Raw genomic sequence first — 22,068 nt, 5'->3', positions numbered from 1 at the left:
GGCGAACGACCGCTGAGTAGCCGGCGGAAGGTCGGCGTTGGTGTCAGCGTCTCTCGCGCTGGGCGTTCAGAGCGAATCGGTGGCGAAGAAGTCGAGATAGGCCGTCGCCAGCGCAACCGGGTTCTCTAGAGCGATGTTGTGTCCGGATTCGGGGATGACCACCCCTCGGACGTTCCGGGCGACACGCATCATCTGCCGGCGCATCTCATCGCCGAAGTAGACCTGACCGCCGACTGCGAGGACGGGACAGGTAAGCGGATCGGTGTACTGGTCGCGGTTCTGCTCGGCGTTGATGTCGGTGGCGCGGTACTGCTCGAGGATCGCGTGGGTTCCGCCGGGTTGCTCGACCCAGCGGGTCAGTTCGTCGATGTCGTCGTTGGTCAGGGCGCTGGGATCCCACATCTGGCGTTTCAGGAAGTACGACCAGAAGGCGCGTTCCTTGCCGGCCAGCAGCATCTCCGGGTAGTGCGGGAGGTTGAAGAAGGTGCGGTGCCAGCCTGAGCGGGGGTCGTCCGGTCTGGCCGGGGGTTCGGCGTCGACGGGCAGGCCGGCCAGGCGCGTTTCCTGGAACACCAGTTGCTCGACGCGTGGTCGGTGGAATGCCGCGACGGCGTAGGCGGTGCACGCGCCCCAGTCCTCACCGACCATCCGGAATCGCTCGAATCCCAGGTGGGTGGCCAGTGCTGCGACGTCGGCGGCCATCGTCCGGGTGTCGTATCCGCCGACCGGGCGTTCGGAGTCGCCGAAGCCGCGGCAGTCGAGCGCGATGACGGTGTGGTGCGGGGTGAGCAGCGGGATCACCTTGTGCCAGTAGTAGATGGTCTTCGGGACGCCGTGCAGGAGGATGACGGGGTCGCCGGATCCGCCGATGGCGTAGTGGATCTGGACTCCGTTCACCTCCGGGCGGCCGTGGACGAGCCGTCGGCCGCGGTGGTCGGCCATGTCATAGGTCCGGGTTGCGGTCATGATGTCCTCTGCTGAGCCGGGGCCGCGTGGCTCTGTGATGCCAACGGACCGGGGGCGATCGCGTGGGTGATACGTGGGGGTGCGGTCACGAGGTCACGAGCCCTGGTTTCGAACTCGCGATCGAGGCCGGTGTAGCGGGAATGATGCTGGGCCAGGTGTTCGGACCAAGAGGCGAGGGTGAAGGTCTCCAGGAAGCGGGATGGCTGCTGGGCGTCCTGGTAGAGCCCCCATGTCGTCGCGCCGGTCCGCCGCCTTGAACGTTCGACGTGCTGCATGGCTGCTCGGAACGCCTCGGAGGTTTCCTCGCCGACCATGTAGTCCACCAAGACCAGTACCGGTCCGTCCGATGGTGCCGGCTCGAGGGTGAGCACGGGTCCGGGCCACGCGTCGGTCGGCGACGGATCGAAGGCGTGGGCGTCGCGTCGCCGCCGATGCCAGATGACGACGGCGCTCAACAGGAGAAGTCCGGCGGCGCCGGACAGCGTGGTGCGAAGGCTTGTCCACGCGGCCACCAATCCCCACAGCAGCGAACCGAGGGCTTGGCCGCCTTGGAACACGATCAGGTAGAAGGCCAGGCCGCGGGCCCGGACCCAGGCGGGCAGCGTGATCTGCATGGCCGCGTTCAGCGTCGACAGAGCGCCGATCCACGCGGAGCCGGAGAAGACCAGCAGGGCGGCGACGATGACGGTGCTGCGCGCCGTCGCCAGGACGATCAGGGCCACGGCGAACACGGCTGTGGACCCGGCAAGCAGCTGGTCTCCGCTCATCGATCTGCTGACCTTGGGGAGCAGGAGGGCTCCGATGAGGGCGCCGGCCCCGACAGAGCCGAGCAGGAGACCGTACCCTGATGACCCCAGTCCGAGGCGTTGGGACGCGACGATCGGCAGCAGCGCCCACAGCGCCGCCGTACCGGGCGTGAACAAGGCCGCCCGGACCAGGACCCGGCGAGCCCTCGGGCTGTGCCGCACGTAGCGGCCGCCGGCGCGTAAGGCCGTTCGGACGTTCTCTCGTTCCTGTTCGGCACGAGGCGCCGACCGCACTGGCCGCCACCGCAGCAGGACCAACGCGATCCCCAGGAACGACACCGCGTTCAGCGCGAACGTCCAGCCCGCACCGGCCAGGGACACCAGGACGCCGCCGAGCGCCGGGCCGATGGCCCGTGCGGTGTTCATGTTGACCGCGCCGAGCGCCGATGCCTGAGCCAGCTGTGCCCTGGGCACCAGGCTCGGCTGGATCGCCTGCCATGCCGGTGCTGACAATGCGGCCCCGCAGCCGAGCAGGAAAGTGAGCGCGAGCAGCGCCGCGGGCGGCAGAGGCCCGGCCAGCGCCAGCACGGCGAGGAGTCCGGCGAGGCAGGCCATGGCGATCTGCGCCGTGAGCAACAGCGTGCGCCGGTCGACGAGATCGGCCAGCACGCCCGCGGGCAGTGCGAACAGCAGTACCGGGACGCCGGAGGCCACCTGCACGAGCGTGACGAGTACCGCGCCGTGGCCGACCAGCAGCCACTGTGCGCCCACGGTCTGGGTCCAGGTGCCGATGTTGGAGCCGAACTGCGCGATCCACAGCAGGCGGAAGATCCGGTTGGTCAGCGGGGCCCACGCCGTGAGGCGGGCCGCGGGAGCGGCGTCACCGTCTGCCATCGAGTCCTCCTGTTCGGGGCCTTCTGAGAGTTCTGATCAGGAGGCCAGGACACCACGTCGAGGCGGTCGCCGGCATCGGGGTGCGACCCCAGTCCTGGGTCAGCGGGCCGATGAAGCACCGGACTGGGGTCTTTCCCCGGTGCGAGGGCTCAGGGCGCGATGGTGTTCTGCAAGCACTGCTTATCGACGCAGGTCACTGACACAGGAGTGCTGATGGCTTCGATGCCCGTGGCGGGTCTCAGACCCGGGTCCCCGACCGACCCGGCCGATCTGGTCGTCCGCAACGCGAAGATCTTCACCGGCGACCCGCGCCGCCCGGCGGCCGGCGCGCTGACGATCACCGGCGGGACCATCGGCGTCGTGGGCGACGACGCCGACGTCGCCGGTCACATCGGTCCGGGAACCCGCGTCCTGGACGCCTTGGGACGGCGGGTGGTGCCCGGTCTGAACGACTCGCACTGCCACATCATCAGGGGCGGCCTGCACTATGTCCTCGAACTGCGCTGGGACGGAGTGCCCTCGCTCGCCGTGGGTCTCAGGATGTTGCGAGACCAGGCGGCCCGCACTCCGGAGGGCCAGTGGGTACGCGTCGCCGGCGGCTGGAGCACCGAGAGTGTCGCCGAGCATCGGGCGCCGACGCCGGCCGAGCTGAACGCCGCGGCCCCGGACACCCCGGTCGTGGTGACGCATCTGTACCAGTTCGCGATCCTGAACCGCGCCGCCCTGCGCGCGGTCGGGATCGACCGCGACACCCCCGATCCGCCCGGTGCGCAGATCGTCCGCGGCCACGATGGCGAACCGACCGGCATGCTGCTGGCCGCGCCCGCCGCCGGGATCCTGTACGCCACCATCGGCAAGGCGCCGATGCTCGACCGGCCGCTGCAGAAGGCGTCGACACGGCACTTTCTCAGAGAGCTCAACCGGTTCGGGCTCACGTCGTTCATCGATGCGGCCGGCGGCTTCCAGAACTTCCCGGACGACTATCACGCCGTGACGGAGCTCGCTGCCGAAGGCGAGCTGACGATGCGGATCGGCTACCACCTGTTTCCGCAGACGCTGGGGCAGGAGGTGGAGGACATCCGCCGCTGGACCGGCCTGGTCCGGCCCGGCGACGGTGACGAGTGGCTGCGGTTCAACGGCGCCGGCGAGAATCTCACCTGGGCCGCGGGCGATTTCGAGAACTTCGCTCAGCCGCGGCCCGAGCTCGGCGCTTACGAGGGCGAGTTCGAGAAGGCCGTGCGGCTGCTGCTCGAGAACGGCTGGGGTTTCCGGCTGCACGCGACCTACGACGAGACGATCCGCCGTGATCTGGCGGTCTTCGACAAGCTCGCCGCCGAAGGGCTGTTCCCCGGTGCGGGCCGCTGGATGTTCGACCACGCCGAGACCGTGTCAGCCGACAGCCTGGACCGCGTCGCGGCGCTCGGGGGCTCGATCGGTGTCCAGCACCGTCTCAACTACCAGGGCGAGGCGTTCCTGAACCGCTATGGCGCGGCGGCCGCAGCCAGCGCGCCGCCGCTGGGAGCCATGCTGGAACGCGGCTTGACCGTCGCGGCCGGCACCGACGCGACGAGAGTCTCCACGTACAACCCGTGGGTCGCTCTCCACTGGCTGATCACCGGGCGCACCGTCGGAGACGTCCTGCTGCGCTCCCCGGCGAACCGCGTCGACCGGGAGACCGCCCTGGCGATGTACACCCGCGCCGGGGCCGAGCTGACCGGCGAGCAGGATGTGAAGGGCATGCTGAGCCCCGGCTTCTATGGAGACCTGGCGATCCTCAGCGACGACTACTTCACGGTCGACGAGGCCGACATCCCCTTCATCGAGGCGGCCGTCACGGTCGTCGGCGGCCGGATCGTCTACGCGACCGGCGAGTACGAGGGGCTCGCCGCGGCGCCGCCGCCGGTCGAACCCGCCTGGAGCCCGATCGCCCATTTCGGCGGCTACCAGGCGTCCGTCCGTCCGAGCCGCTCCGGGATCCGCCAGGCAGAACTGCTTCGGGACGCCGCCGCCGAGTCGGAGCTGCACCGGAAGTGGCGGATCGACAAGGGACTCACTCCGGACACGGAGACTGTTGACGGCTTCTCCGACCCCTGCTTCTCATGACGCGACGTACCGCGCGACACACCCGAGAGAGAGGTCACTGATGGACGTCGGACTGTTGCTGCTCAGAGTCGTCACCGGCCTTCTGCTGGCCGGCCACGGCATCCAGAAGGTCAGCTTCCGCCTCGGCGGCGAGGGCCTGGCCGGCGGGATCCAGGAGTTCCGCGACGACGGCTTCCGCGGCGGAGTGCTGACCGCGCTCACCGCCGGCGGCGGCCAGATCGTCGGGGGTCTGCTGTTCGTGGCCGGGGCCGCGACCCCGCTCGCGGCGGCGACGGCGATCGGCGTCATGACCGTCGCCACGACCGTCAAATGGGCCAACGGACCCTGGGCCCAGAACAACGGCTACGAGTACCCCGGCTACCTAGTCGTCACCTCGGCCGTGCTGGCCCTCACCGGATCGGGCCGATGGTCCGTCGACCGGGCGGTCACCAGCACGCCGTGGCCGACGTGGGTGGACGTCGCCGCCATCGCCCTCGGGCTCGCCGGAGGCGTCTTCACCCGTCTCGCGTTGCATCGCCCGTCCCGGGCAACCCTCCTCGGAAAGGCAGAAGCATGACATCTCAATACTCGCAGACGGCTCCCGCGAACCGTCGCGCGTTCCTCAAGACCGCTACCGCCGCGGTGACCATCCCCACCGCAGCCGCGCTGGTCGGCAGCACACTGCCCGGTACGGCCCAGGCTGCGGAGCCGACGGAGCTCCCAGACTTCGCCCCCGTCCCCGCTGGTGCGACCGGTCCCGCCCTCAACGCAGAGGGCTACTTCGTCGGCCGCATCAACGGGAACCTCTACTGGGTGACGGACTCCTACTACCAGGCCATGTTCCTGAGCACGCGAGAGGGCGTCGTCCTCGTCGACGCGCCGCCGACCATCGGGCACAACCTGCTCCGGGCCATCGCCGACGTCACCCGGGCCAACGGCCGGCCGTCCAAGGTGACGCACCTCGTCTACAGCCACAGCCACGCCGACCACATCGGCGCCGCGAACCTGTTCGGCAAGGACGTCGTGCGCATCGCCCACAGCGAAGCCCGCAGGCTGCTGCTCCGGGACGCCGACCCGAACCGGCCGATCCCGACCGTCACCTTCGACGACCACTTCGACCTGCATGTCGGCGGCGAACGCCTGCAAATGGCCTACCACGGCCCCAACCACTCGCCGGACAACATCTTCATCCACGCGCCCGACCACGCGACGCTGATGGTCGTGGACGTCCTGTATCCCGGCTGGGTGCCGTTCAAGAACCTGGCCGTGTCCCAGGACATCCCGGCCTGGGTCAAGGCCCAGGACGTCGCGATGGGCTACCCGTGGCAGACGCTGGTCGGCGGCCACCTGGGCCGCCTCGGGGTCCGCGCCGACGGTGACGTCCAGAAGCAGTACATCGCCGACCTCACAGCCAGCACGAAGGCAGCGATGTCCCTGGACCCCACGCCGTACTTCGAGAAGTACGGCCAAATGGGGAACTCCTGGGCGATCTTCAAGACCTACCTCGAGGCCGTCGCCGAGCAGGCCGCGGCGCCCGTCGTCGCGAAGTACACCGGTGTGCTGGCCGCCGCTGACGTATTCACCACCGACAACTGCTTCGCGATGCTCGAATCGCTGCGGATAGACGCCGGGATCCTCGGTCCGTTCAGCACCCGTCCATAACCCAACCGATCCATGGGGCCCTCAGCCGTGCGGCTGGGGCCCCACGTGGTTCACGCCTGTCCGGCCGCCTTCGCGGCGACGCCGAGGACGTCGGCGAGCTGCCTGCGGGAGGTGATGTCGAGCTTCCGGAACACCTTGTTCAAGTGGTACTCGACGGTGGATGTGGTGATGAACAGCCGAGAGGCGATCTCGGTGTTGATGGATCCACCGGCGGCCAAAGTGGCGACCTGCTTCTCTTGCGGCGTCAGACCATAGTCGGCCCCCGCACTGCGCTTGCGGGCGTGCTCGCCGGCGGCCAGGAGCTCGAGACGGGCCCGTTCGGCGAAGCCGGCCGCCCCCATGTCGGTGAACATCTCGTAGGCCTTCCGAAGCTGTGTTCGCGCGTCGGCACGACGCTCACGACGGCGTAGCCACTCGCCGTAAAGCAAGTGCGCCCGGGCGAGATCGGTGACGACCTTGGTACTCCTCAGATACTTCAAGGCGTCCTCGTAGAGTCCTTCGGCCTCGTCGTCCTCGGCCGTCAAAGCCCTGGAACGGGCGAGAAGGCCGAGCGCCCACGGTGTCCCGCTGAGCGGCGCGCGTTCGGTCAGCCGGGCCAGCGCCGCCGAAGCCAGCACCGGGTCGCCGGCTCGGACCGCGGCTTCGATCACATCAGGGAGCAACCGATTGCTCAGCCCCAGCATGTCGCTCTCGTATGCGAGGCGCGCCCACGCCAGCGCCTCCGGATACCGCCCGGCGCCCAGCTCCAAAATGGTCAGCGAATAGTGCGCGTAGCAGGCCATCATCGCGTAGCCGAGTCGCTCTCCCCACGTGTGGATCGCAACGTCCGCGCCGGCCCGCAGGTCCGTGTCACGGCCCTGCCATGCTCGCAGTTCCACGCGGTGTGACGCGCCGAACGGCATGTTGGCAACCGACACGTAGAGGTCGTCCGATTCGTCGTAGCAGGATTCCGCGCCGCTGAACCGACCGGCCCAGATCTCGGAGGCGGCGAGGCCGTGGAGCACCAGGGCGAGAGAGTGGACGGCGCCTCGTTCGCGACTGACCGCGATGAAACGTCCGTTCACGGCCCGGTGGGCGTCGTCGTCCCAGAGGTCGTCGGCGCCGAGCATGACGAGGGGCGCGATCGGCATGCCGGTGTCCACCAGATCGCTGGTGCGCAGGGCTTCGACTGCGGCCCGGAGCTTCGGTACCGCTGGCGCGTAGCCTTCGGCGAGGCGTGTGCAGTAGGCGTCGATCACCAGATCCGAGACGGTCGGGGGCCGTGACGGGTCCCAGGGCATGGCGAGTGCCCGGCGGGCTAGTTCGTCGAGCGTCATGCCAACGGTGTGTTCCCGCGACATCATCGCCGCGGAGAGCGCCTCGAAGACCATGTCGCGCGCCAGCGGTTCGTCGTGGTCGATGACGTCTTGCGCGGCGGCCATCAGGATCGCCGGCGCCGTCGCGACCCGTCCGTCAAGCCATTCGATCGCCGCACGCAGCCGTCGGGCCGTGGCCCGCGCCGTCGGGGTGCCGGGCTCGGACTCGGCTTGGTCGAGCACGGATCGGGCCATGGCGCTGTCGCCGATGACGAGATGGGCCTGTGCGGCGATGAAGTACCGCTCGGCGCGGGTGTGCGGAACGGGGGTCAGCTCGGCCGCCCGGACCAGGAAGGTCGCCTGCGCGGCATAGCCGCCGCGGACCCTCGCACGCTCCGCCACCCGTGCCAGTTCCCCGGCGACTTCTTCGTCGAGGCCGATGACCGCCTCGGCCAGGTGCCACGCCCGTCGGTCGGGTGCCGATTCGCGGTCGGTCGCGCCGGCGAGAGCCTGGTGAACACGCCGTAGTTCCCCCGGCGCGGCTCCGGAATGCACCGCCGAGCGGATGAGCGGGTGGCGGAAGGCGGGGTGGGGATGCGTGGTGACGATTCCGCCCGCGACGGCCGCGTCCAGGGCCTGTGCCGACAATCCGAGGGATCCCGCCGCGAGCCACAGGACGACCGGATCGTCGGAGGGCGCGACGGCCAGGAGGAGCAGAAGCGACCTCGTCTCCTGCGGCAGGGAGTCCACCTGACGTTGGAAGTGTGCTTCAAGCCTCGGGCCGAGAGGCAGTGGGGCTGCGGCCACAGCGCCGCGCGCCAGGTCTGCGGCGAACTCACTCAGTGCGAGCGGGTTGCCGCCGGCATCGGCGACGATCCGGGAGATCACGGAGGCGTTGTGTGGCCTGACCGGACTCGGTGCGGGACGGCTCGTGCTCTGCCGGGATGCGCGGGGCGAATCTTCTGCGGCGGACGCGGACGGCGCGACGGCCAGGGAGATGAGAAGACGAGTGGCATCGGCGTCGGACAGCCCGGTGAGACGGATCGCCGGCAGTCCATCGAGCGGTGAGGCACCGGGTCCTCCGTCCCGCACACAGAACACCAGGCCGATGCCGTCAGCGTGGAGTCGGCGACCGACGAAGGCCAACGCCTCAAGGGATTCGCGGTCCAACCATTGCGCGTCGTCGACGAAACACATCAGTGGTCCGTCGCGCACGACTTCCGACAGGAGGGTGAGGGTTGCCAGGCCGATCCGGAAACGATCGGCCGGTGAGGCCGCGACCAGCCCGAACGCCGAGCCGAGCGCCTCCCGCTGCGGGTCGGGGAGCCGGTCCAGGCGATCCAGGAAGGGGAGCACCAGCCGGTGCAGCGCGGCGTACCCGAGTTGGGACTCGGTCTCGACGCCGGTGACGCGCGCCACCTGCAAGTCACCCGCGGCCTCGGCGGCGTACCTCAGGAGCCGGGTCTTGCCGATGCCGGCCTCGCCGGAGACCACCAGGACTCCGCTCAAGCCCTGACGAACACGCTCGAGGAGCTCATCGATGGTCCGGCACTCCTCGTCCCGGCCCAGAAGCTCCGACGGCTCAGACGCTCGGTATGAGCGAACACCGCGTTGGCGGGCAGAGGAAACCGAGGCGCTCATATGTGTGACGGTAGAAGATCGGCAACGGGCGTCGCGAGCGTCACATGACGGTGGCACCGCCGTCGAGCTGATCGCCTTCGGCCAGCTCAGGGGCCAGGTGAAGGGTCGCGGCCAGTTCGGAGCGCGACGCGACCCCCAGTTTGGGGAAGATGCGGTGCAGGTGGGAGCTGATCGTCCGGTGCGAGAGATACAGCTTCTGGCCGATCTCCCGATTGGTCAGGCCGCCCGCGGCCATCTGCGCGATCTGGAGTTCCTGCGGCGTGAGCTGATCGCGCGCGTCGAGGTTGCGGCTCCGGCTCGTCTCGCCGGAGGCTCTGAGTTCTTGACGGGCCCGATCGCTCCACGCGATGACGCCGAGAGCATCGAATGTTTCCCGAGCGGCCCGCAAATGCGGCCGGGAATCGGCGGCCCGGCGCTGGCGGCGCAGCCATTCGCCGTACGCCAGCTGTGTACGTGCCCTGATGAACGGCCAGCCTGCCAGATCGGCGTTCAGCGCGGCCGTGTAAAGCTGTTCGGCCTCGTCGTCGTCGGCCAGGAGCGCGCGGGCGAAGCGGATGCCGGCGTGCAGAACGGGTGACGGCGTCCTCAGCGCGGCGGACTCCATCTCCTGCATGATCTCCGAGATCGCAGCGGCTTGGCCGCAGTGGGCGGCCGCGTCGACCAGGTCCGCGATCGCGAAGCACCGCAGTGCCACTTGATAACACGGGTCGGCGGGATCGTGCAGGCGGCGCAGCTGGGTATACGCCTCATCGAACCGGCCCGCGCCGAGTGCCGCCAGTCCGCGCGCCATCTGGGTCCGGGCCAGGACCGGCCGCGCTCCGACCGACAGCCCGGCCTGTTCGGCCTCCGCCGTCAGCACCCGGACCCGGTCCCCATCTCCGCGCAGCGCCGCGATCGCCGCTTCGATCGCGCGTATCAGACCATAGAGGTACGGCTGGGTCGTCTCCCGCGCCAGCCGGCTGGACTCCTCGGCGGCGGGGATCGCCACGCTCAGGTCGCCGAGCTGTGCGGCACTGGACGCCTCCGCCCCGACCGCGCGGGCCAGCAGTCCCAGCCGGCCCTGGGACCGCAGGCCGGCCGCGGCGGCGGCGGACAGCCGCTGGGCCAGGTCGAACGAGCCCACCATGAGCGCTCCGGTCCCCAACATCCGGTCCGTCCTGGCGTCCCGGCCGGGGGTCGCCACGATCCGGTTCAGCCGTTCGATCACCACCGCGCCGCGGTCGATCGGGGCCGCGTAGGCGAGGATGGCCAGCAGCCACGGATCGTGCTCGTCCAAGGCCAGGCTCTCGGCGATGTCGACGACGCGCTGCCGGGCGCCGATCCCCGGTTCCGTCCAGAAGCAGCGCTGGGCCGCGCTCCACAGGATGCGGACGGCCAGTTCGCGATCGCCGTCGGCCGCGACCGTCTCGGCGAGTTCGGCCAGGGCCACCGTGTCGGCGGTCCGGCCCCGCAGGCCTTCGTCGAATCCGCCGCGCAGCCACACCACCCGTGCCCACTGTTGCGCGGTCAGGTCCGACCGCGAGGCTTCGTCCAGAAGGCTCGTCACCAACCCGCGGCCGCCCAGCTCGACGGCGAGTTCGGCGGCCCGCAGCAGGCGGTCCGCCCGTAACCCGGGATCCTGACTGAGCCGCGCGGCGTGGTCGAGCGCGATGACAGCGGCTCCGATCGCGCCCCGGTGCTCCGCACGTGCCGCGGCGGCGTGGAGCTGGGCGGCGACCGATTCGTCGGGGAGCGCGGTGGCCGCGGCCAGGTGCCAGATGCGACGGTCCTCCTGGTCGGCGAGGACGTCGGCCAACGCGGCATGGGCCGCGTAACGCTCCGGCAGACTCATGCTCTGGTGGATCGCCGAGCGCATGAGCGGATGCCGGAACCGGATCTCGCCCCGGTCCACGTCGATCAGTCTCGCGGCGATCGCCGGCGTCAGGTCACCCGGGCCGGCTTCGCCGTCGGCGACGCGGGCCAGGGCTTCCATCGTCTCGGTCAGCGAGGAGCTGTCGTTGAGCGCCGCGACCTGGAGCAGCATTCGAGTCGGTGCCGGGAGCCCGGAGAGGCGGATCGTGAACGCCCGCTCGAGTCGCTCGGTCAGGGGAATCCAGGGTGCCGGGGCCGAAGCGCCCTCGGCCGTCGTGGCCGCGGTGCGCGGGAGTTCGGTCAAGGCCAGCGGGTTGCCGGCGGCCTCGGCCAGCAGCCGGCGGCGCAGCGCCGGATCCAGGCCGGGCGCATGGGCGTCCAACAGGGCTCCCGCCGCATCGGGGGCCAGTGGCGACAGGATCAGCTCGGGCAGTTCGGCGTCGACCAACAGTGAGGAGAATCCCTCGCGCGCGGCGGCCAGCAGGATGATCGGCTCCGACTCCAGCCGGCGGGCGACGAAGGCCAGGACGTGCGAGGTGGAGATGTCCAGCCAGTGCGAGTCCTCCACGACCACGAGGACCGGTGTCTTCGCGGCGGCCTCGGCGATCAGGTTCAGCACGGCCAACCCGACCAGGAAGACGTCCGGGGCGGCCGGGCCCGCGCCGCCGAGTGCCGCCTCCAACGCGGCGCGCTGCCGGTCGGGGATCAGGACGGTTCTGTCTCGGATCGGATAAAGCAGCTGCTGCAGGCCGGCGTAGGGGAGGTGCGTCTCGGTCTGTACGCCCGAGGTCGTCAGGACCCGCATTTCGGATGATGTGGCGCGACCGGCCGCGTAGTCGAGCAGAGCGGACTTCCCGACACCCGCTTCGCCCCGCAGCACGAGAGCGGCTCCGCGCTCAGGGGCGTTCGTGATGAGGCCCCTGAGTCGCCTCGTCTCCACTGCCCGACCGACCAGTGCCACAAAGCCCCCTGTGAGGTTAGGCCGGCGCACGTCGCCGAGTGCACAAGCATAGTCGATCATGCGGTTGTCCAAGCCCCGGCCGGCAGTTGGGGCTGGTCGCGCACCCCAGTGCCTCCGCTGGTGGGAACGGGCCCCGGAGGACTGGGGTCTTTCCCCGGTTCGAAGGCTTCCACCTGCGTGTTCTGCTGATCCGGCACCGACAGTCCACTCCCGGCCAGCCGCATCGAGAGGTCGCCATGACATCACCGATCCCCGTCATCTTCATTCACGGACTGTGGCTGCACGCCACGTCCTGGGAACCTTGGATCGACCTGTTCGGGCGCGAGGGCTACGCCCCGTCCGCACCGGGCTGGCCCGGCGACCCCGACACCGTCGAGGAGGCTCGCGCCAACCCCGAGAGCATCGCCGACCACGGCATCGACGACGTCGTCGAGCACTACGCCGCGATCATCAGGGAACTGCCGGCCCCGCCCATCCTGATCGGGCACTCCTTCGGCGGCATGATCGCGCAGAAGCTGCTGGGCCAGAACCTGGCCGCCGCGGCGGTCGCGATCGACGCCGCCCAGATCAAGGGCGTGCTCCCGCTGCCGCTGTCGGCGCTGCGCGCCACCTTGCCGGTCTTCAAGAACCCGGCGAACAAGCACCGTGCCGTGTCGCTGACCGCCGAGCAGTTCCGCTTCGCCTTCGGCAACGCGCTGACCGCTGAGGAATCCGACGCGCTGTACGAGCGCTGGACGATCCCCGCCCCGGGCAAGCCGCTGTTCGAGGCGGCCGCGGCCAACTTCAACCCGCACTCGCCGGCCAAGGTCGACACCGCCAACGCCTCGCGCGGGCCGCTGCTCCTCATGACCGGCGGCAAGGACCACACCGTCCCGGAGGCGGTCACCCGCGCGACGCTCAAGCAGTACCGGCATTCCGAAGCGGTCACCGACATCACCGACTTCCCCGACCGCGGGCACTCGCTGACCATCGACAGCGGTTGGCGCGAGGTGGCCGACACGGCTCTGAACTGGCTGCGGCAGCAGAGCCTGTGACCATGGACATGCACCTGACAGGCAAGACCGCGGTCGTCACCGGTGCGAGTCGTGGCATCGGACTGGCCGTCGCCCGCGCCTTCGTCGCGGAAGGCGCGCGGGTGGTGGCCGGGGCGCGGGAAGTCACCCCTGAAGTGAAGGCGCTCGCCGACGAGGGCGAGGTCCTCGCGGTCGAGGTGGACCTGACCGCGCCGGACGGTCCAGCCGAACTGATCGCGGCCACCGTCCTCGCCTTCGGCGGCCTGGACATCCTGGTCAACAACGTCGGGGCCGTCCGGCCGCGGGTCGACGGCTTCCTGGCCGTGACCGACGACGACTGGTCCGCGACGCTGGCGGTCAACTTCCTGGCCGCCGTGCGCACCACCCGGGCCGCGCTACCGCACCTGATGGAGCGGGGCACGGGGGCCGTCGTCACCGTCAGCTCCGTCAACGCCTTCCTGCCCGACCCGCTCGTCATCGACTACAGCGCCGCCAAGGCCGCGCTGTCCAACTTCTGCAAGTCGTTGTCCAAGCAGGTCGGCCCGCACGGTGTCCGCGTCAACACCGTCAGCCCCGGACCGGTCAGCACCGGTCTGTGGCTGGCCGACGAGGGCGTGGCGGCGACCGTCGCGCGAGCCACCGGCGCCACCGCCCGGGACATCGCGCAGCGAGCCGCCGGTGACGCCGTCACCGGCCGGTTCACCCGTCCCGAGGAGGTCGCCGACCTCGTCTTGTACTTGGCGAGCGATCGAGCCGCCAACATCACCGGGTCCGACGTCGTCATCGACGGCGGCCTGGTCAGCACCCTGTAAGGCACATCCCTCAACACCTGGAGACGCTTGTGAAGCACCTTCATGCCGTTTTCCGGCCGGGCGTGATGCTCGGCCTCGCCGTGGCCTCGGCGTTCGGGCTCGCGGCCAGCACGATCACGACCGGGACCGCGCAGGCCGCGACGACGTCATCCGCTGCCGCTTCGGCCGCCGAACAGCTGCCGTCCGGGTTCAGCGAACACAAGGTCGCGGTCGGCGGGATCGGCATCGACTACGTGATCGGCGGCCACGGCCCGACCCTCGTCCTGTTGCACGGATACCCGCAGACCTGGTACGAGTGGCGCGACATCCTCCCGACGCTCGCCCAGCACTACACCGTCATCGCGCCCGACCTGCCCGGCGCGGGCCGCAGCGACGCCCCGGCCACCGGCTACGACAAGAAGGACCTCGCGGCCGACATCCACGGGCTGCTCGCCGAGATCGGGCACGACAAGGACATCCGGCTGGTCGGCCACGACATCGGCACGATGGTGGCCTACTCCTACGCGGCCGCCTATCCGCGGGACGTCACCAAGCTGGTGCTCAGCGAGGCACCGATCCCCGACTCGAGCATCTACTCCTTCCCTTCGCTCACCGCCGACGGCCCGGGCGCCTGGCACTTCGGGTTCTTCGCCCTCACCAACAACCTCCCCGAGAACCTCATCACGGGGCGGGAATCGCTGTGGGTGGACAAGTTCATCGACGACCTCGAAGTCGTCAAGGGCGCCGTCACACCGGACGACGTCGCGGTGTTCGCCGGCTACCTGAAGGACCCCGCGCACCTGGAGGCGAGCTTCCAGTGGTTCCGGACCCTGCCGCAGGACATGGCGAACGACGCCGAGTACCAGAAGACCAAGCTCACCATGCCGGTGCTCGCGATCGGAGCCTCCGGCAGCCTCGGCAGCTTCGTGCCCGACCAGGTCAGCCAGTACGCGACCGACGTCACCGGCGTCGTCGTCCCGAACTGCGGCCACTGGATGTACGAAGAACGCCCCGCAGAGATGGCCCACATCCTTCTCACCTTCCTGAAGGGAAACAAATGATTCCGCCCTTCCCCAAAGACACGGCTCCGCAAAGCGACTCCGAACCCTTCTGGTTCCTGGGCGGCCGAAGCCGGATCCTCGTCCCCGGCAGCACGACCAACGGCGCGCTGAGCGTCATGGAGTTCCTGGACACGGCCGGCCACGCGCCCCCCAGCCACGTCCACGAGGACGAGGACGAGGTCTGGATCGTCCTGGACGGCGAGGTCTCCTTCTTCGTCGCCGACAAGCGCCTCGATCTGCACGCCGGCCAGATCGCCCACGGGCCGCGCGGGGTTCCGCACAGCTACCTCGTCCGCTCGGAGACCGCCCGGCTGGCCGTCGCCTTCGCGCCGTCCTGCATCGAGGAGTGGTTCAGCGCCAACGGCACCCCCGCCACGCCGCTCGACGAGGTGCCCGCCGCCTTCGACATCGGGAGCATCGTCGCCTCCGCAGAACCCTTCCACCTGCGCGTCGCCGGCCCGCCGCCGACCGCCTGACCCGAGAAAGGCTCCACCATGCTCGAAAACCCGCCATCCGCGGCGCACCCGGGCCGCTGGGCCCGTAAGCGGGTCGCGATACCGGCCGTCCTCGCCGTCGCGGCCCTCGTCGCCCCGGCCGTCGCCTCGGCTTCGGCCGCACCGGACCCCCATCCGGCCGCCGCCGCGGCGACGCGACACGGCCCCAAGCCCACGGTCGTCCTCGTCCACGGCGCGTTCGCCGACTCCTCCAGCTGGAACGGCGTCATCGCCCGCCTGGAGCGCGACGGCTACCCGGTCATCGCGGCGGCCAACCCGCTGCGCGGACTGGACAGCGACTCGGCCTACGTCTCCAGCATCCTGAGCACCATCCCCGGACCGGTGATCCTGGTCGGGCACTCCTATGGCGGCGCGGTCATCACCAACGCGGCCGTCGGGCACGCGAACGTCAAAGCCCTGGTCTACATCGCCGCGTTCGCTCCGGACCAAGGCGAGAGCGCGCTCGGGCTGACCGGGCTGAACCCCGGCAGCCAGCTCGGCGCGGCGCTGGTCGTCCGGCCGTACGCCGTCACCGGCGGCGGCGGCGCGGACGGCTACGTTGACCAGACCAAGTTCCGCGAGGTCTTCGCCGCGGACGTTCCGGCGCCCACCGCCGATCTGATGGCGGCCGAACAGCGCCCGGTGGCGCTGGCCGCCCTCCAGGGCGCCAGCGGCGTTCCGGCCTGGAAGACCGTGCCGTCCTGGTACCTGGTCGCCGGGGCGGATCAGGCGATCCCGGCCGCGACCGAGAAGTTCATGGCCGAGCGCGCCGATGCGCACACGGTCGTCATCCCGAACGCCTCCCACGCGGTCATGGTGTCCCACCCCGACAAGACCGAGGACCTCATCGTCGCGGCGGCTGACGCGACCGGCTGACGTGTTCGACCGGCACCACGGCGGGGTCGCGTCGCCGATCGGCGACGCGACCCCGCGCCATGATCCGTCACCCATCGAAAGGACCGCAGTTCATGGAAACACCCGTCAACGTCGCCGTCATCTACTACTCGGCCACCGGCAGCGTCTTCCAGCTGGCCAAGGCCGCGGCTACCGAGGCCGAGAAGGCCGGCGCCCACGTACGGCTGCGCAAGGTCCGCGAACTGGCGCCCGAGGAGGCGATCGCCACCAACCAGGGCTGGTCCGACCATGTCGCGACCACCCAGCACATCGGCGAAGCCGCTCTGGGCGATCTGGAGTGGGCCGATGTGATCCTGTTGGGCTCGCCGACCCGGTTCGGACTGCCGGCCGCGCAGCTCAAGCAGTTCATCGACACCACGGGACCGCTCTGGGGCCAGGGCCGACTCGTCGACAAGGTCGGCTCCTCGTTCACGTCCACCGCCACCGCGCACGGCGGCCAGGAGTCCACCATCCTCGCGATGAACAACACCTTCTACCACTGGGGCTGCGTCATCGTCCCGCCCGGCTACGCCGACCCGATCCAGTTCCAGGCGGGCAATCCGTACGGCGCCAGCCACATCTCGAACAACGGTGCGGTCCCGCCCGGCGCGACGGAGCTGGCCGCCGTCGAGTTCCAGACCCGCCGCGCCGTCCAGATCGCCGAAGCGCTCCGGCGCGGCCGCTACAGCTGACTGTCGGGACTTGGAGCACTGATGAATGAGACCCGCGACCACGGTCCGCTGCCCGTTCTGCTGCTCAGCCTGACCGTGATGACAGGACTGGTCGACGCCTTCAGCTATCTGGTCCTCGGCCACGTCTTCGTCGCCAACATGACCGGCAACGTGCTCTTCGCAGGCTTCGCCCTCACCGGCACGGGTGGCATCGGCGGCATCTCCTGGCCCGCGACGCTGCTCGCGGTGGCGGCGTTCGCCATCGGTGCGGCGTTCGGCGGGCGATGGGGACTGACACGCAAGCCGCACCGGGGCCGCCTGCTCGCCGAGGCCGTCATCGCTCAGGTCGTCCTCATGACCGCGGCCGCGTTCGTCGCGACCGTGGCGGCTGTGGGAGACACCCCGGTCCGTTTGGCCCTGATCGCTCTGCTCGCCGTCGCCATGGGCATCCAGAACGCGATCGTTCGACGGCTGGCCGTCCCCGACCTGACCACCACGGTCCTCACCTTGACGGTGACAGGCTTGTTCGCCGACACGATGGCCCCCGAGGTACGGCTGCGCCGCATCGCCGGCGTCGTGGCCATGTTCGCCGGTGCCGCGGGCGGCGGCGCGCTTCTGCGCTGGGCGACGGTGTCCGCACCGCTGTGGGCGGCCGCCGCACTTCTCATGGCCCTGGCGTCATCCTCGCTTGTCCTGGCTCGCCGTACGTCGGCGACCACATGGCGTTGAGAAAGGGAGGTTCAATCACATGAAGCCGGCAAGGGTGCGGCCGATCGCCGCGCTATGGGAGTGGCAGGCGTCCGCAGCCTGTCGTGGCCTGGCAAGCGACCGGTTCTTCTCCCCGCAAGGGGAGCGGGGAGCGGCGCGAGCGGAACGGGAGAGGTCGGCTCGCGAAATCTGTGAGGGCTGCGTCGTCCGCGACGAGTGCGCCCGGTTCGCAGTGGAATCCGGCGAGCAGCACGGAGTCTGGGGAGGTGTCACCGGCCGCGAGCGTGAGGCTCAGCGACAGCGGTCTCGCTCATGACAGACCGCAACTGCCGCCGAGACGTGACGTCCAACTTCCGGAACACCTTGTTGAGGTGGTACTCGACGGTCGACTGGGTGATGAACAAGCGCGTCGCGATCTCGGCGTTCGTCGCCCCCTCGGCCGCCAGTCTCGCGATCCGCCGTTCCTGCGGTGTCAGATCATGCTCGGTCTGCTCAGCCCGCTTCCTGGCGTGCTCGCCGGTGGCCAGCAGCTCGACCCGGGCGCGTTCGGCGAAGACCGCCGCGCCCATCTCCACGAACATCTCGTACGCGGTCCGCAACTCGGCCCGGGCGTCGGCGCGGCGCCTGCGCCGACGCAGCCACTCGCCCCGAAGCAGGTGGGTCCGCGCCAGCTCCGTCCGCACCCGCGTACGGCCGAGCAGGAGCACGGATTCCGCGAAGAAGGCCTCGGCGTGGTCGTCGTCGGCCATCAGGGCCCTGCTGCGGGCCAGCAGCCCCAGCGCCCAGGGCGTGCCGGCCAGCGGTGCCCGCTCCTCCAACCGTCGCAGGGCGTCCTTCGCCGTGCGGTGGTCGCCGCTGCGCACAGCGGCCTCGACGAGGTCCGGCAGCACCCGCGGCACCGCCCCCGCGTTGTCGTTGTCGAAGGCCACGCGCGCACAGGCCACGGCTTCGGCGTAGCGCCCAAGGCTGATCTCCAGCACGGTCAGGCAGTGCCGCGCCCAGTCTCCGAGTCCGCCGTGCGCATGGCGTGTCACCAGGTCGCGGACCAGCTCGTCCGCGGCAGCCCGGGCCTGCGCCTCTTGGCCGCTCCACGCCATGAGCTCGACCCGGTAGGCCGAGCCGGGCGAGCGCTGACCGATGACGGCCGCCAGGTTCTCGGCCTCGTCCAGGCAGGCCGTGGCCGCGGCGAACCGGCCGGCCCGCAGCTCCCACGAAGAGCGGGCCACCAGCGTGAACCGCAGCGCGCCCCACGCGCCGATGCGGCGCTCGTGCGCCTCGGCGAGCAGGGCCGCCTCGTGCCCGCCGACGTCGTCCCAGATCTCCTCGGCGGCGTAAAAGGCCAGTGTCGCCGGGCGTACGCCCTGTTCGATCACGTCGCGGCTCCGGCCCGTCGCCGCCAGCGCCTCCCGGAGCACCGGCACCGCCTGCGGGTAGTCGCCGTCCATGCGCAGCGCGAACCCCCGAAGCAGGAGATCGGCGCTGGTCGACTCGGCAGACCGCACGGCCGGCGAGGACAGGACCGCCGCGCTGAACCTCTTCGGCGCGACCGGATCGTGCTCGCCGCACAGCGCCGCGAGAAGCGCTTCCATCAGGATCGACCGGGCCAGGGCGGGATCGGCGTCGGCGACGATCTCGGCGGCGGCCAGCAGCCGCACCAGGACGCCGGTCATCCGTTCGAAGTAGATGTCGGTCGTCGCCCCGGTGTGCAGCGCCCGGGCCCGCAGCACCGGATCGCCCGCGGCCAGAAACGGTTCGGCCTGCTCGAGCAGGGCCTGCGTGGTGGCCGAGTCCCCGAGCAGCAGATGGGCACGGGCAGCCTCCACGAGCCGGAGCGCCCGGCCGGTGACCGACAGCTGCGCCGCCTTGGCCAGCAGCGCGGCCCGCTCGGCGTAGCCGCCCCGGACACGCGCCAGCTCCGAGGCCGCATCGAGTTCACCGGCCACCTCGTCGTCGAGCCCGATCGTCGCCTCGGCGCGGTGCCAGGCCCGGAGTTTGGGGCTGCGGACCGGATCGCTGGCCGCGGCGAGCGCCGCGTGGACACGACGGCGTTCGGCGGCGCCGGCCCCGCGGTATACGGCCGACCGGATCAGCGGATGGCGGAACTCGACATGCCGGCCACGGGTGATGACGCCCGCTGATATCGCCGCGTCGGTGGCGTCGGCGGGCACGCCGAGGTCACCCGCGGCGCGCCACAGGAGCACCGTGTCCTGCGGCGGTGCGGTCGACAACAGGACAAGGAAGGTCCGGGTATCGTCGGGAAGCCCTTGGATCACCCGGCCGAAGTAGTGTTCCAGGCTGGTTCCCACCGGGAGCGGCTCAAGCAGCGGCGCGGTCCCGGCGAGGTGGGCCGGGCTGAGCGCGTCCGCGCTCTCGATCAGCGCCAGTGGGTTGCCGCCGGTATCGGCGACGATGCGCGCCGCCACGCCCGGATCCAGCCGTCCGGCGACGTTCCGCCCCAGCAGTTCGTGCGCGTCGGCGTCGCTCAGGCCGCCGACCGGCAGCACGGTGAACCCTTCGAAGGCCCACGGTCCCGGCTGGTCGTCGCGGTCGGCGAGGACCAGGCCGATCGCGTCGGCGCCGAGGCGGCGGCCGACGAACGCCAGCGCGTCACGGGACTCGCGGTCGAGCCAGTGTGCGTCGTCGACCAGGCACAGCAGCGGCCGCGACGAGGCCGCGCCGGACAGCAGCGTCAGAGCCGCCATGCCGACGAGGTGGCGGTCGGCCGGCGGGCCGGCGCGCATTCCGAACGTCGAGGCGAGGGCCTCGCGTTGCGGAGCCGGCAGCGTACCGAGCTCGTCCAGGAACGGACGCAGCAAGCCGTGCAGGGCCGCGAAGCCCAGGCGTGCCTCGGACTCGACCCCCGCGGCGCGGACGACGCGCAGGCCGGTCTCCATCTCGGCCAGGTGGTCCAGCAGCCTGGTCTTGCCGATGCCGGTCTCGCCGACCAGCACCAGCGCCGTGCTCCTGCCGTCGCGGACACCGGCCGACAGATCAGTCAACACCCGCAGTTCTTCGTGCCGGCCGGTGAGGGGAACCCGGCGGGATGGGGCTCCGGCCGGAATGTGCTCAGCCATCCCCTCCAGCGAACCAATGAGAACCCTTGAAGCGCCCTAGGGTCGGACCCTAGTCCGGGCGTTCAGACGGCTACGGCTGACCGGGCCGCAGCGTCTCATCGAGCTGCCGGCGGGATGATCGATATCACCTCGCGCAGGCGCAGCATCGGTTGTTCCCTGGGGTGTTTCCCCGGTGCGAACAGGGAGCGCACGACGCAAGGCTGGTGAGGCCGGCATTCGCCGGTCCACTGGAGGAGGCTGAGATGTCGTACGTCAAGGTGGGCACCGAGAACGGTGCCGACATCAACATCTACTACGAGGATCACGGGCAAGGACAGCCGGTCGTACTCATTCACGGATATCCGTTGGACGGGCACTCGTGGGAGCGGCAGCACCGGGTCCTGCTCCAGGCTGGGTACCGCGTCATCACCTACGACCGACGCGGCTTCGGCCGGTCCAGCCAACCCGCCGTCGGGTACGACTACGACACCTTCGCCGCCGACCTCGCGGCGCTGCTCGACCACCTCGACCTGACCGGAGTCCTCCTGGTCGGCTTCTCGATGGGAACCGGTGAAGTCACCCGCTACCTCAGCGCATACGGGTCGGATCGGGTGCGCAAGGCCGCGCTGCTCGGCGTGGTGCCGCCATTCCTGCTGAAGACCGACGACAACCCGCAGGGCGTCGACGCCCAGGTGTTCGAGGGCATCAAGGCCGCCATCGTCGCCGATCGGTACACCTACTTCGAGGGCTTCTTCAACAACTTCTACAACGTGGACAAGCTGGCCCCCGAGCGGATCAGCGAGCGGGCGTGGCAGGCCAGTTTCAACGTCGCCGTCGGCGCTTCGCCGTTCGCCACCTATGCCTGTGTCGACACGTGGCTGACCGATTTCCGTGACGACCTGCCGAAGATCGACGTGCCCGTACTGGTCGTGCACGGCACCGAGGACCGGATCCTGCCGATCGAAGCCACCGCCGATCGGCTGCCCGCGCTCATCGAAGACGTCCGGTTGGTGCGGATCGACGGCGGGCCGCACAACATCGCCTGGACCCACCCTGACGAAGTGAACGAAGCCTTGCTCGGGTTTCTCAACGAGTAGGCGAGGAGCATGAGAACCACACTGCTGTCACTCGGAGACCGAACGCGCTAGGGTCGCCGGTCGACGGTACGCTGCGGCCTCGAAGAACCTCGTGGGGGAGTGCCCCTGAGGTCCTTCGAGGCCCAGTCGCCTGCGACGCTCCGAACCCGATGTCGTCCTCCAGGAATCAGTGCGGGCAGATGTCGTCC

General features: G+C 70.4%; 17 protein-coding genes. 12 read left to right on the top strand and 5 right to left on the bottom strand.

What is annotated here, in order from left to right; translation table 11 throughout:
- Window positions 1-66: 66 nt before the first annotated feature.
- Window positions 67-966: an alpha/beta fold hydrolase gene (locus ABD466_RS32950; protein ID WP_344661137.1), complete on the bottom strand. Its 900-nt coding sequence runs from the start codon at window positions 964-966 to the stop codon at window positions 67-69.
- Window positions 963-2,606, bottom strand: coding sequence for an MFS transporter (locus ABD466_RS32945; protein WP_344661136.1), 1,644 nt, complete (start codon window positions 2,604-2,606; stop codon window positions 963-965). The genes ABD466_RS32950 and ABD466_RS32945 overlap by 4 nt, the downstream gene beginning before the upstream one ends.
- 213 nt (window positions 2,607-2,819) lie before the next feature.
- On the opposite strand from ABD466_RS32945, the gene ABD466_RS32940 reads away from it, so the two are divergent.
- From ABD466_RS32940 to ABD466_RS32930, 3 genes are read left to right on the top strand one after another with little or no spacing between them, the layout of a single operon-like run.
- A complete protein-coding gene (locus ABD466_RS32940) occupies window positions 2,820-4,709 on the top strand; it encodes an amidohydrolase (protein WP_344661135.1) in 1,890 nt (629 codons plus the stop codon).
- 40 nt (window positions 4,710-4,749) lie between these two features.
- Window positions 4,750-5,265 carry a DoxX family protein gene (locus ABD466_RS32935; protein WP_344661134.1) on the top strand — a complete coding sequence of 172 codons (516 nt, stop codon included), beginning with the start codon at window positions 4,750-4,752 and terminating at the stop codon, window positions 5,263-5,265.
- Entirely contained in the window at window positions 5,262-6,350 is a 1,089-nt protein-coding gene (locus ABD466_RS32930; RefSeq protein WP_344661133.1) for an MBL fold metallo-hydrolase, read from the top strand. Before ABD466_RS32935 ends, ABD466_RS32930 begins: the two co-directional genes overlap by 4 nt.
- Window positions 6,351-6,400: 50 nt before the next feature.
- Here ABD466_RS32930 and ABD466_RS32925 read toward each other — a convergent pair whose 3' ends face one another.
- Both ABD466_RS32925 and ABD466_RS32920 read right to left on the bottom strand, forming a co-directional pair.
- Entirely contained in the window at window positions 6,401-9,286 is a 2,886-nt protein-coding gene (locus ABD466_RS32925) for a helix-turn-helix transcriptional regulator (RefSeq protein ID WP_425558808.1), read from the bottom strand.
- Window positions 9,287-9,326: 40 nt separating this feature from the next.
- A complete protein-coding gene (locus tag ABD466_RS32920) occupies window positions 9,327-12,158 on the bottom strand; it encodes an ATP-binding protein (protein ID WP_344661132.1) in 2,832 nt (943 codons plus the stop codon).
- Between the two features lie 176 nt (window positions 12,159-12,334).
- On the opposite strand from ABD466_RS32920, the gene ABD466_RS32915 reads away from it, so the two are divergent.
- The 8 genes from ABD466_RS32915 to ABD466_RS32880 all read left to right on the top strand — a co-directional run bounded on the left by ABD466_RS32915 (window position 12,335) and on the right by ABD466_RS32880 (window position 18,046).
- Entirely contained in the window at window positions 12,335-13,132 is a 798-nt protein-coding gene (locus tag ABD466_RS32915) for an alpha/beta hydrolase (RefSeq protein WP_344661131.1), read from the top strand.
- 2 nt (window positions 13,133-13,134) lie between these two features.
- Window positions 13,135-13,923 carry an SDR family NAD(P)-dependent oxidoreductase gene (locus ABD466_RS32910; protein WP_344661130.1) on the top strand — a complete coding sequence of 263 codons (789 nt, stop codon included), beginning with the start codon at window positions 13,135-13,137 and terminating at the stop codon, window positions 13,921-13,923.
- Window positions 13,924-13,952: 29 nt separating this feature from the next.
- A complete protein-coding gene (locus tag ABD466_RS32905) occupies window positions 13,953-14,963 on the top strand; it encodes an alpha/beta fold hydrolase (protein WP_344661129.1) in 1,011 nt (336 codons plus the stop codon).
- Window positions 14,960-15,439, top strand: coding sequence for a cupin domain-containing protein (locus ABD466_RS32900; protein WP_344661128.1), 480 nt, complete (start codon window positions 14,960-14,962; stop codon window positions 15,437-15,439). Before ABD466_RS32905 ends, ABD466_RS32900 begins: the two co-directional genes overlap by 4 nt.
- Window positions 15,440-15,457: 18 nt before the next feature.
- Complete coding sequence (locus ABD466_RS32895; protein WP_344661127.1) at window positions 15,458-16,333, top strand: alpha/beta fold hydrolase; 876 nt, start codon at window positions 15,458-15,460, stop codon at window positions 16,331-16,333.
- Window positions 16,334-16,425: 92 nt separating this feature from the next.
- Entirely contained in the window at window positions 16,426-17,043 is a 618-nt protein-coding gene (wrbA, locus tag ABD466_RS32890) for an NAD(P)H:quinone oxidoreductase (protein WP_344661126.1), read from the top strand.
- Between the two features lie 21 nt (window positions 17,044-17,064).
- On the top strand, window positions 17,065-17,751 hold the full coding sequence (locus ABD466_RS32885; protein WP_344661125.1) for a DUF1275 family protein: 687 nt from the start codon (window positions 17,065-17,067) through the stop codon (window positions 17,749-17,751).
- A 19-nt stretch (window positions 17,752-17,770) separates the two neighbouring features.
- Window positions 17,771-18,046: a WhiB family transcriptional regulator gene (locus ABD466_RS32880; protein ID WP_344661124.1), complete on the top strand. Its 276-nt coding sequence runs from the start codon at window positions 17,771-17,773 to the stop codon at window positions 18,044-18,046.
- Here the strand turns inward: ABD466_RS32880 and ABD466_RS32875 are convergent.
- On the bottom strand, window positions 18,000-20,804 hold the full coding sequence (locus tag ABD466_RS32875) for a helix-turn-helix transcriptional regulator (RefSeq protein ID WP_344661123.1): 2,805 nt from the start codon (window positions 20,802-20,804) through the stop codon (window positions 18,000-18,002). The two genes, ABD466_RS32880 and ABD466_RS32875, sit on opposite strands and share 47 nt — an antisense overlap.
- Window positions 20,805-21,046: 242 nt before the next feature.
- Here ABD466_RS32875 and ABD466_RS32870 point away from each other — a divergent pair, with 242 nt between their 5' ends.
- Window positions 21,047-21,880 carry an alpha/beta fold hydrolase gene (locus ABD466_RS32870; protein ID WP_344661122.1) on the top strand — a complete coding sequence of 278 codons (834 nt, stop codon included), beginning with the start codon at window positions 21,047-21,049 and terminating at the stop codon, window positions 21,878-21,880.
- The last annotated feature ends 188 nt before the right edge of the window (window positions 21,881-22,068 follow it).

Source organism: Catenulispora subtropica, from assembly GCF_039531675.1.
Taxonomy (GTDB): Bacteria; Actinomycetota; Actinomycetes; order Streptomycetales; family Catenulisporaceae; genus Catenulispora; species Catenulispora subtropica.
The sequence above is the reverse complement of the archived record's forward strand: the minus strand, read 5'-3'. Positions and strand labels throughout refer to the sequence as shown.

Excerpts from the sequence above, each read along its gene's own strand:
- ABD466_RS32950 (WP_344661137.1), bottom strand. The coding sequence starts at position 966 with ATGACCGCAACCCGGACCTATGACATGGCCGACCACCGCGGCCGACGG.
- ABD466_RS32945 (WP_344661136.1), bottom strand. The coding sequence starts at position 2,606 with ATGGCAGACGGTGACGCCGCTCCCGCGGCCCGCCTCACGGCGTGGGCC.
- ABD466_RS32940 (WP_344661135.1), top strand. The coding sequence starts at position 2,820 with ATGGCTTCGATGCCCGTGGCGGGTCTCAGACCCGGGTCCCCGACCGAC.
- ABD466_RS32935 (WP_344661134.1), top strand. The coding sequence starts at position 4,750 with ATGGACGTCGGACTGTTGCTGCTCAGAGTCGTCACCGGCCTTCTGCTG.
- ABD466_RS32930 (WP_344661133.1), top strand. The coding sequence starts at position 5,262 with ATGACATCTCAATACTCGCAGACGGCTCCCGCGAACCGTCGCGCGTTC.
- ABD466_RS32925 (WP_425558808.1), bottom strand. The coding sequence starts at position 9,286 with ATGAGCGCCTCGGTTTCCTCTGCCCGCCAACGCGGTGTTCGCTCATAC.
- ABD466_RS32920 (WP_344661132.1), bottom strand. The coding sequence starts at position 12,158 with ATGATCGACTATGCTTGTGCACTCGGCGACGTGCGCCGGCCTAACCTC.
- ABD466_RS32915 (WP_344661131.1), top strand. The coding sequence starts at position 12,335 with ATGACATCACCGATCCCCGTCATCTTCATTCACGGACTGTGGCTGCAC.
- ABD466_RS32910 (WP_344661130.1), top strand. The coding sequence starts at position 13,135 with ATGGACATGCACCTGACAGGCAAGACCGCGGTCGTCACCGGTGCGAGT.
- ABD466_RS32900 (WP_344661128.1), top strand. The coding sequence starts at position 14,960 with ATGATTCCGCCCTTCCCCAAAGACACGGCTCCGCAAAGCGACTCCGAA.
- ABD466_RS32895 (WP_344661127.1), top strand. The coding sequence starts at position 15,458 with ATGCTCGAAAACCCGCCATCCGCGGCGCACCCGGGCCGCTGGGCCCGT.
- wrbA (WP_344661126.1), top strand. The coding sequence starts at position 16,426 with ATGGAAACACCCGTCAACGTCGCCGTCATCTACTACTCGGCCACCGGC.
- ABD466_RS32885 (WP_344661125.1), top strand. The coding sequence starts at position 17,065 with ATGAATGAGACCCGCGACCACGGTCCGCTGCCCGTTCTGCTGCTCAGC.
- ABD466_RS32880 (WP_344661124.1), top strand. The coding sequence starts at position 17,771 with ATGAAGCCGGCAAGGGTGCGGCCGATCGCCGCGCTATGGGAGTGGCAG.
- ABD466_RS32875 (WP_344661123.1), bottom strand. The coding sequence starts at position 20,804 with ATGGCTGAGCACATTCCGGCCGGAGCCCCATCCCGCCGGGTTCCCCTC.
- ABD466_RS32870 (WP_344661122.1), top strand. The coding sequence starts at position 21,047 with ATGTCGTACGTCAAGGTGGGCACCGAGAACGGTGCCGACATCAACATC.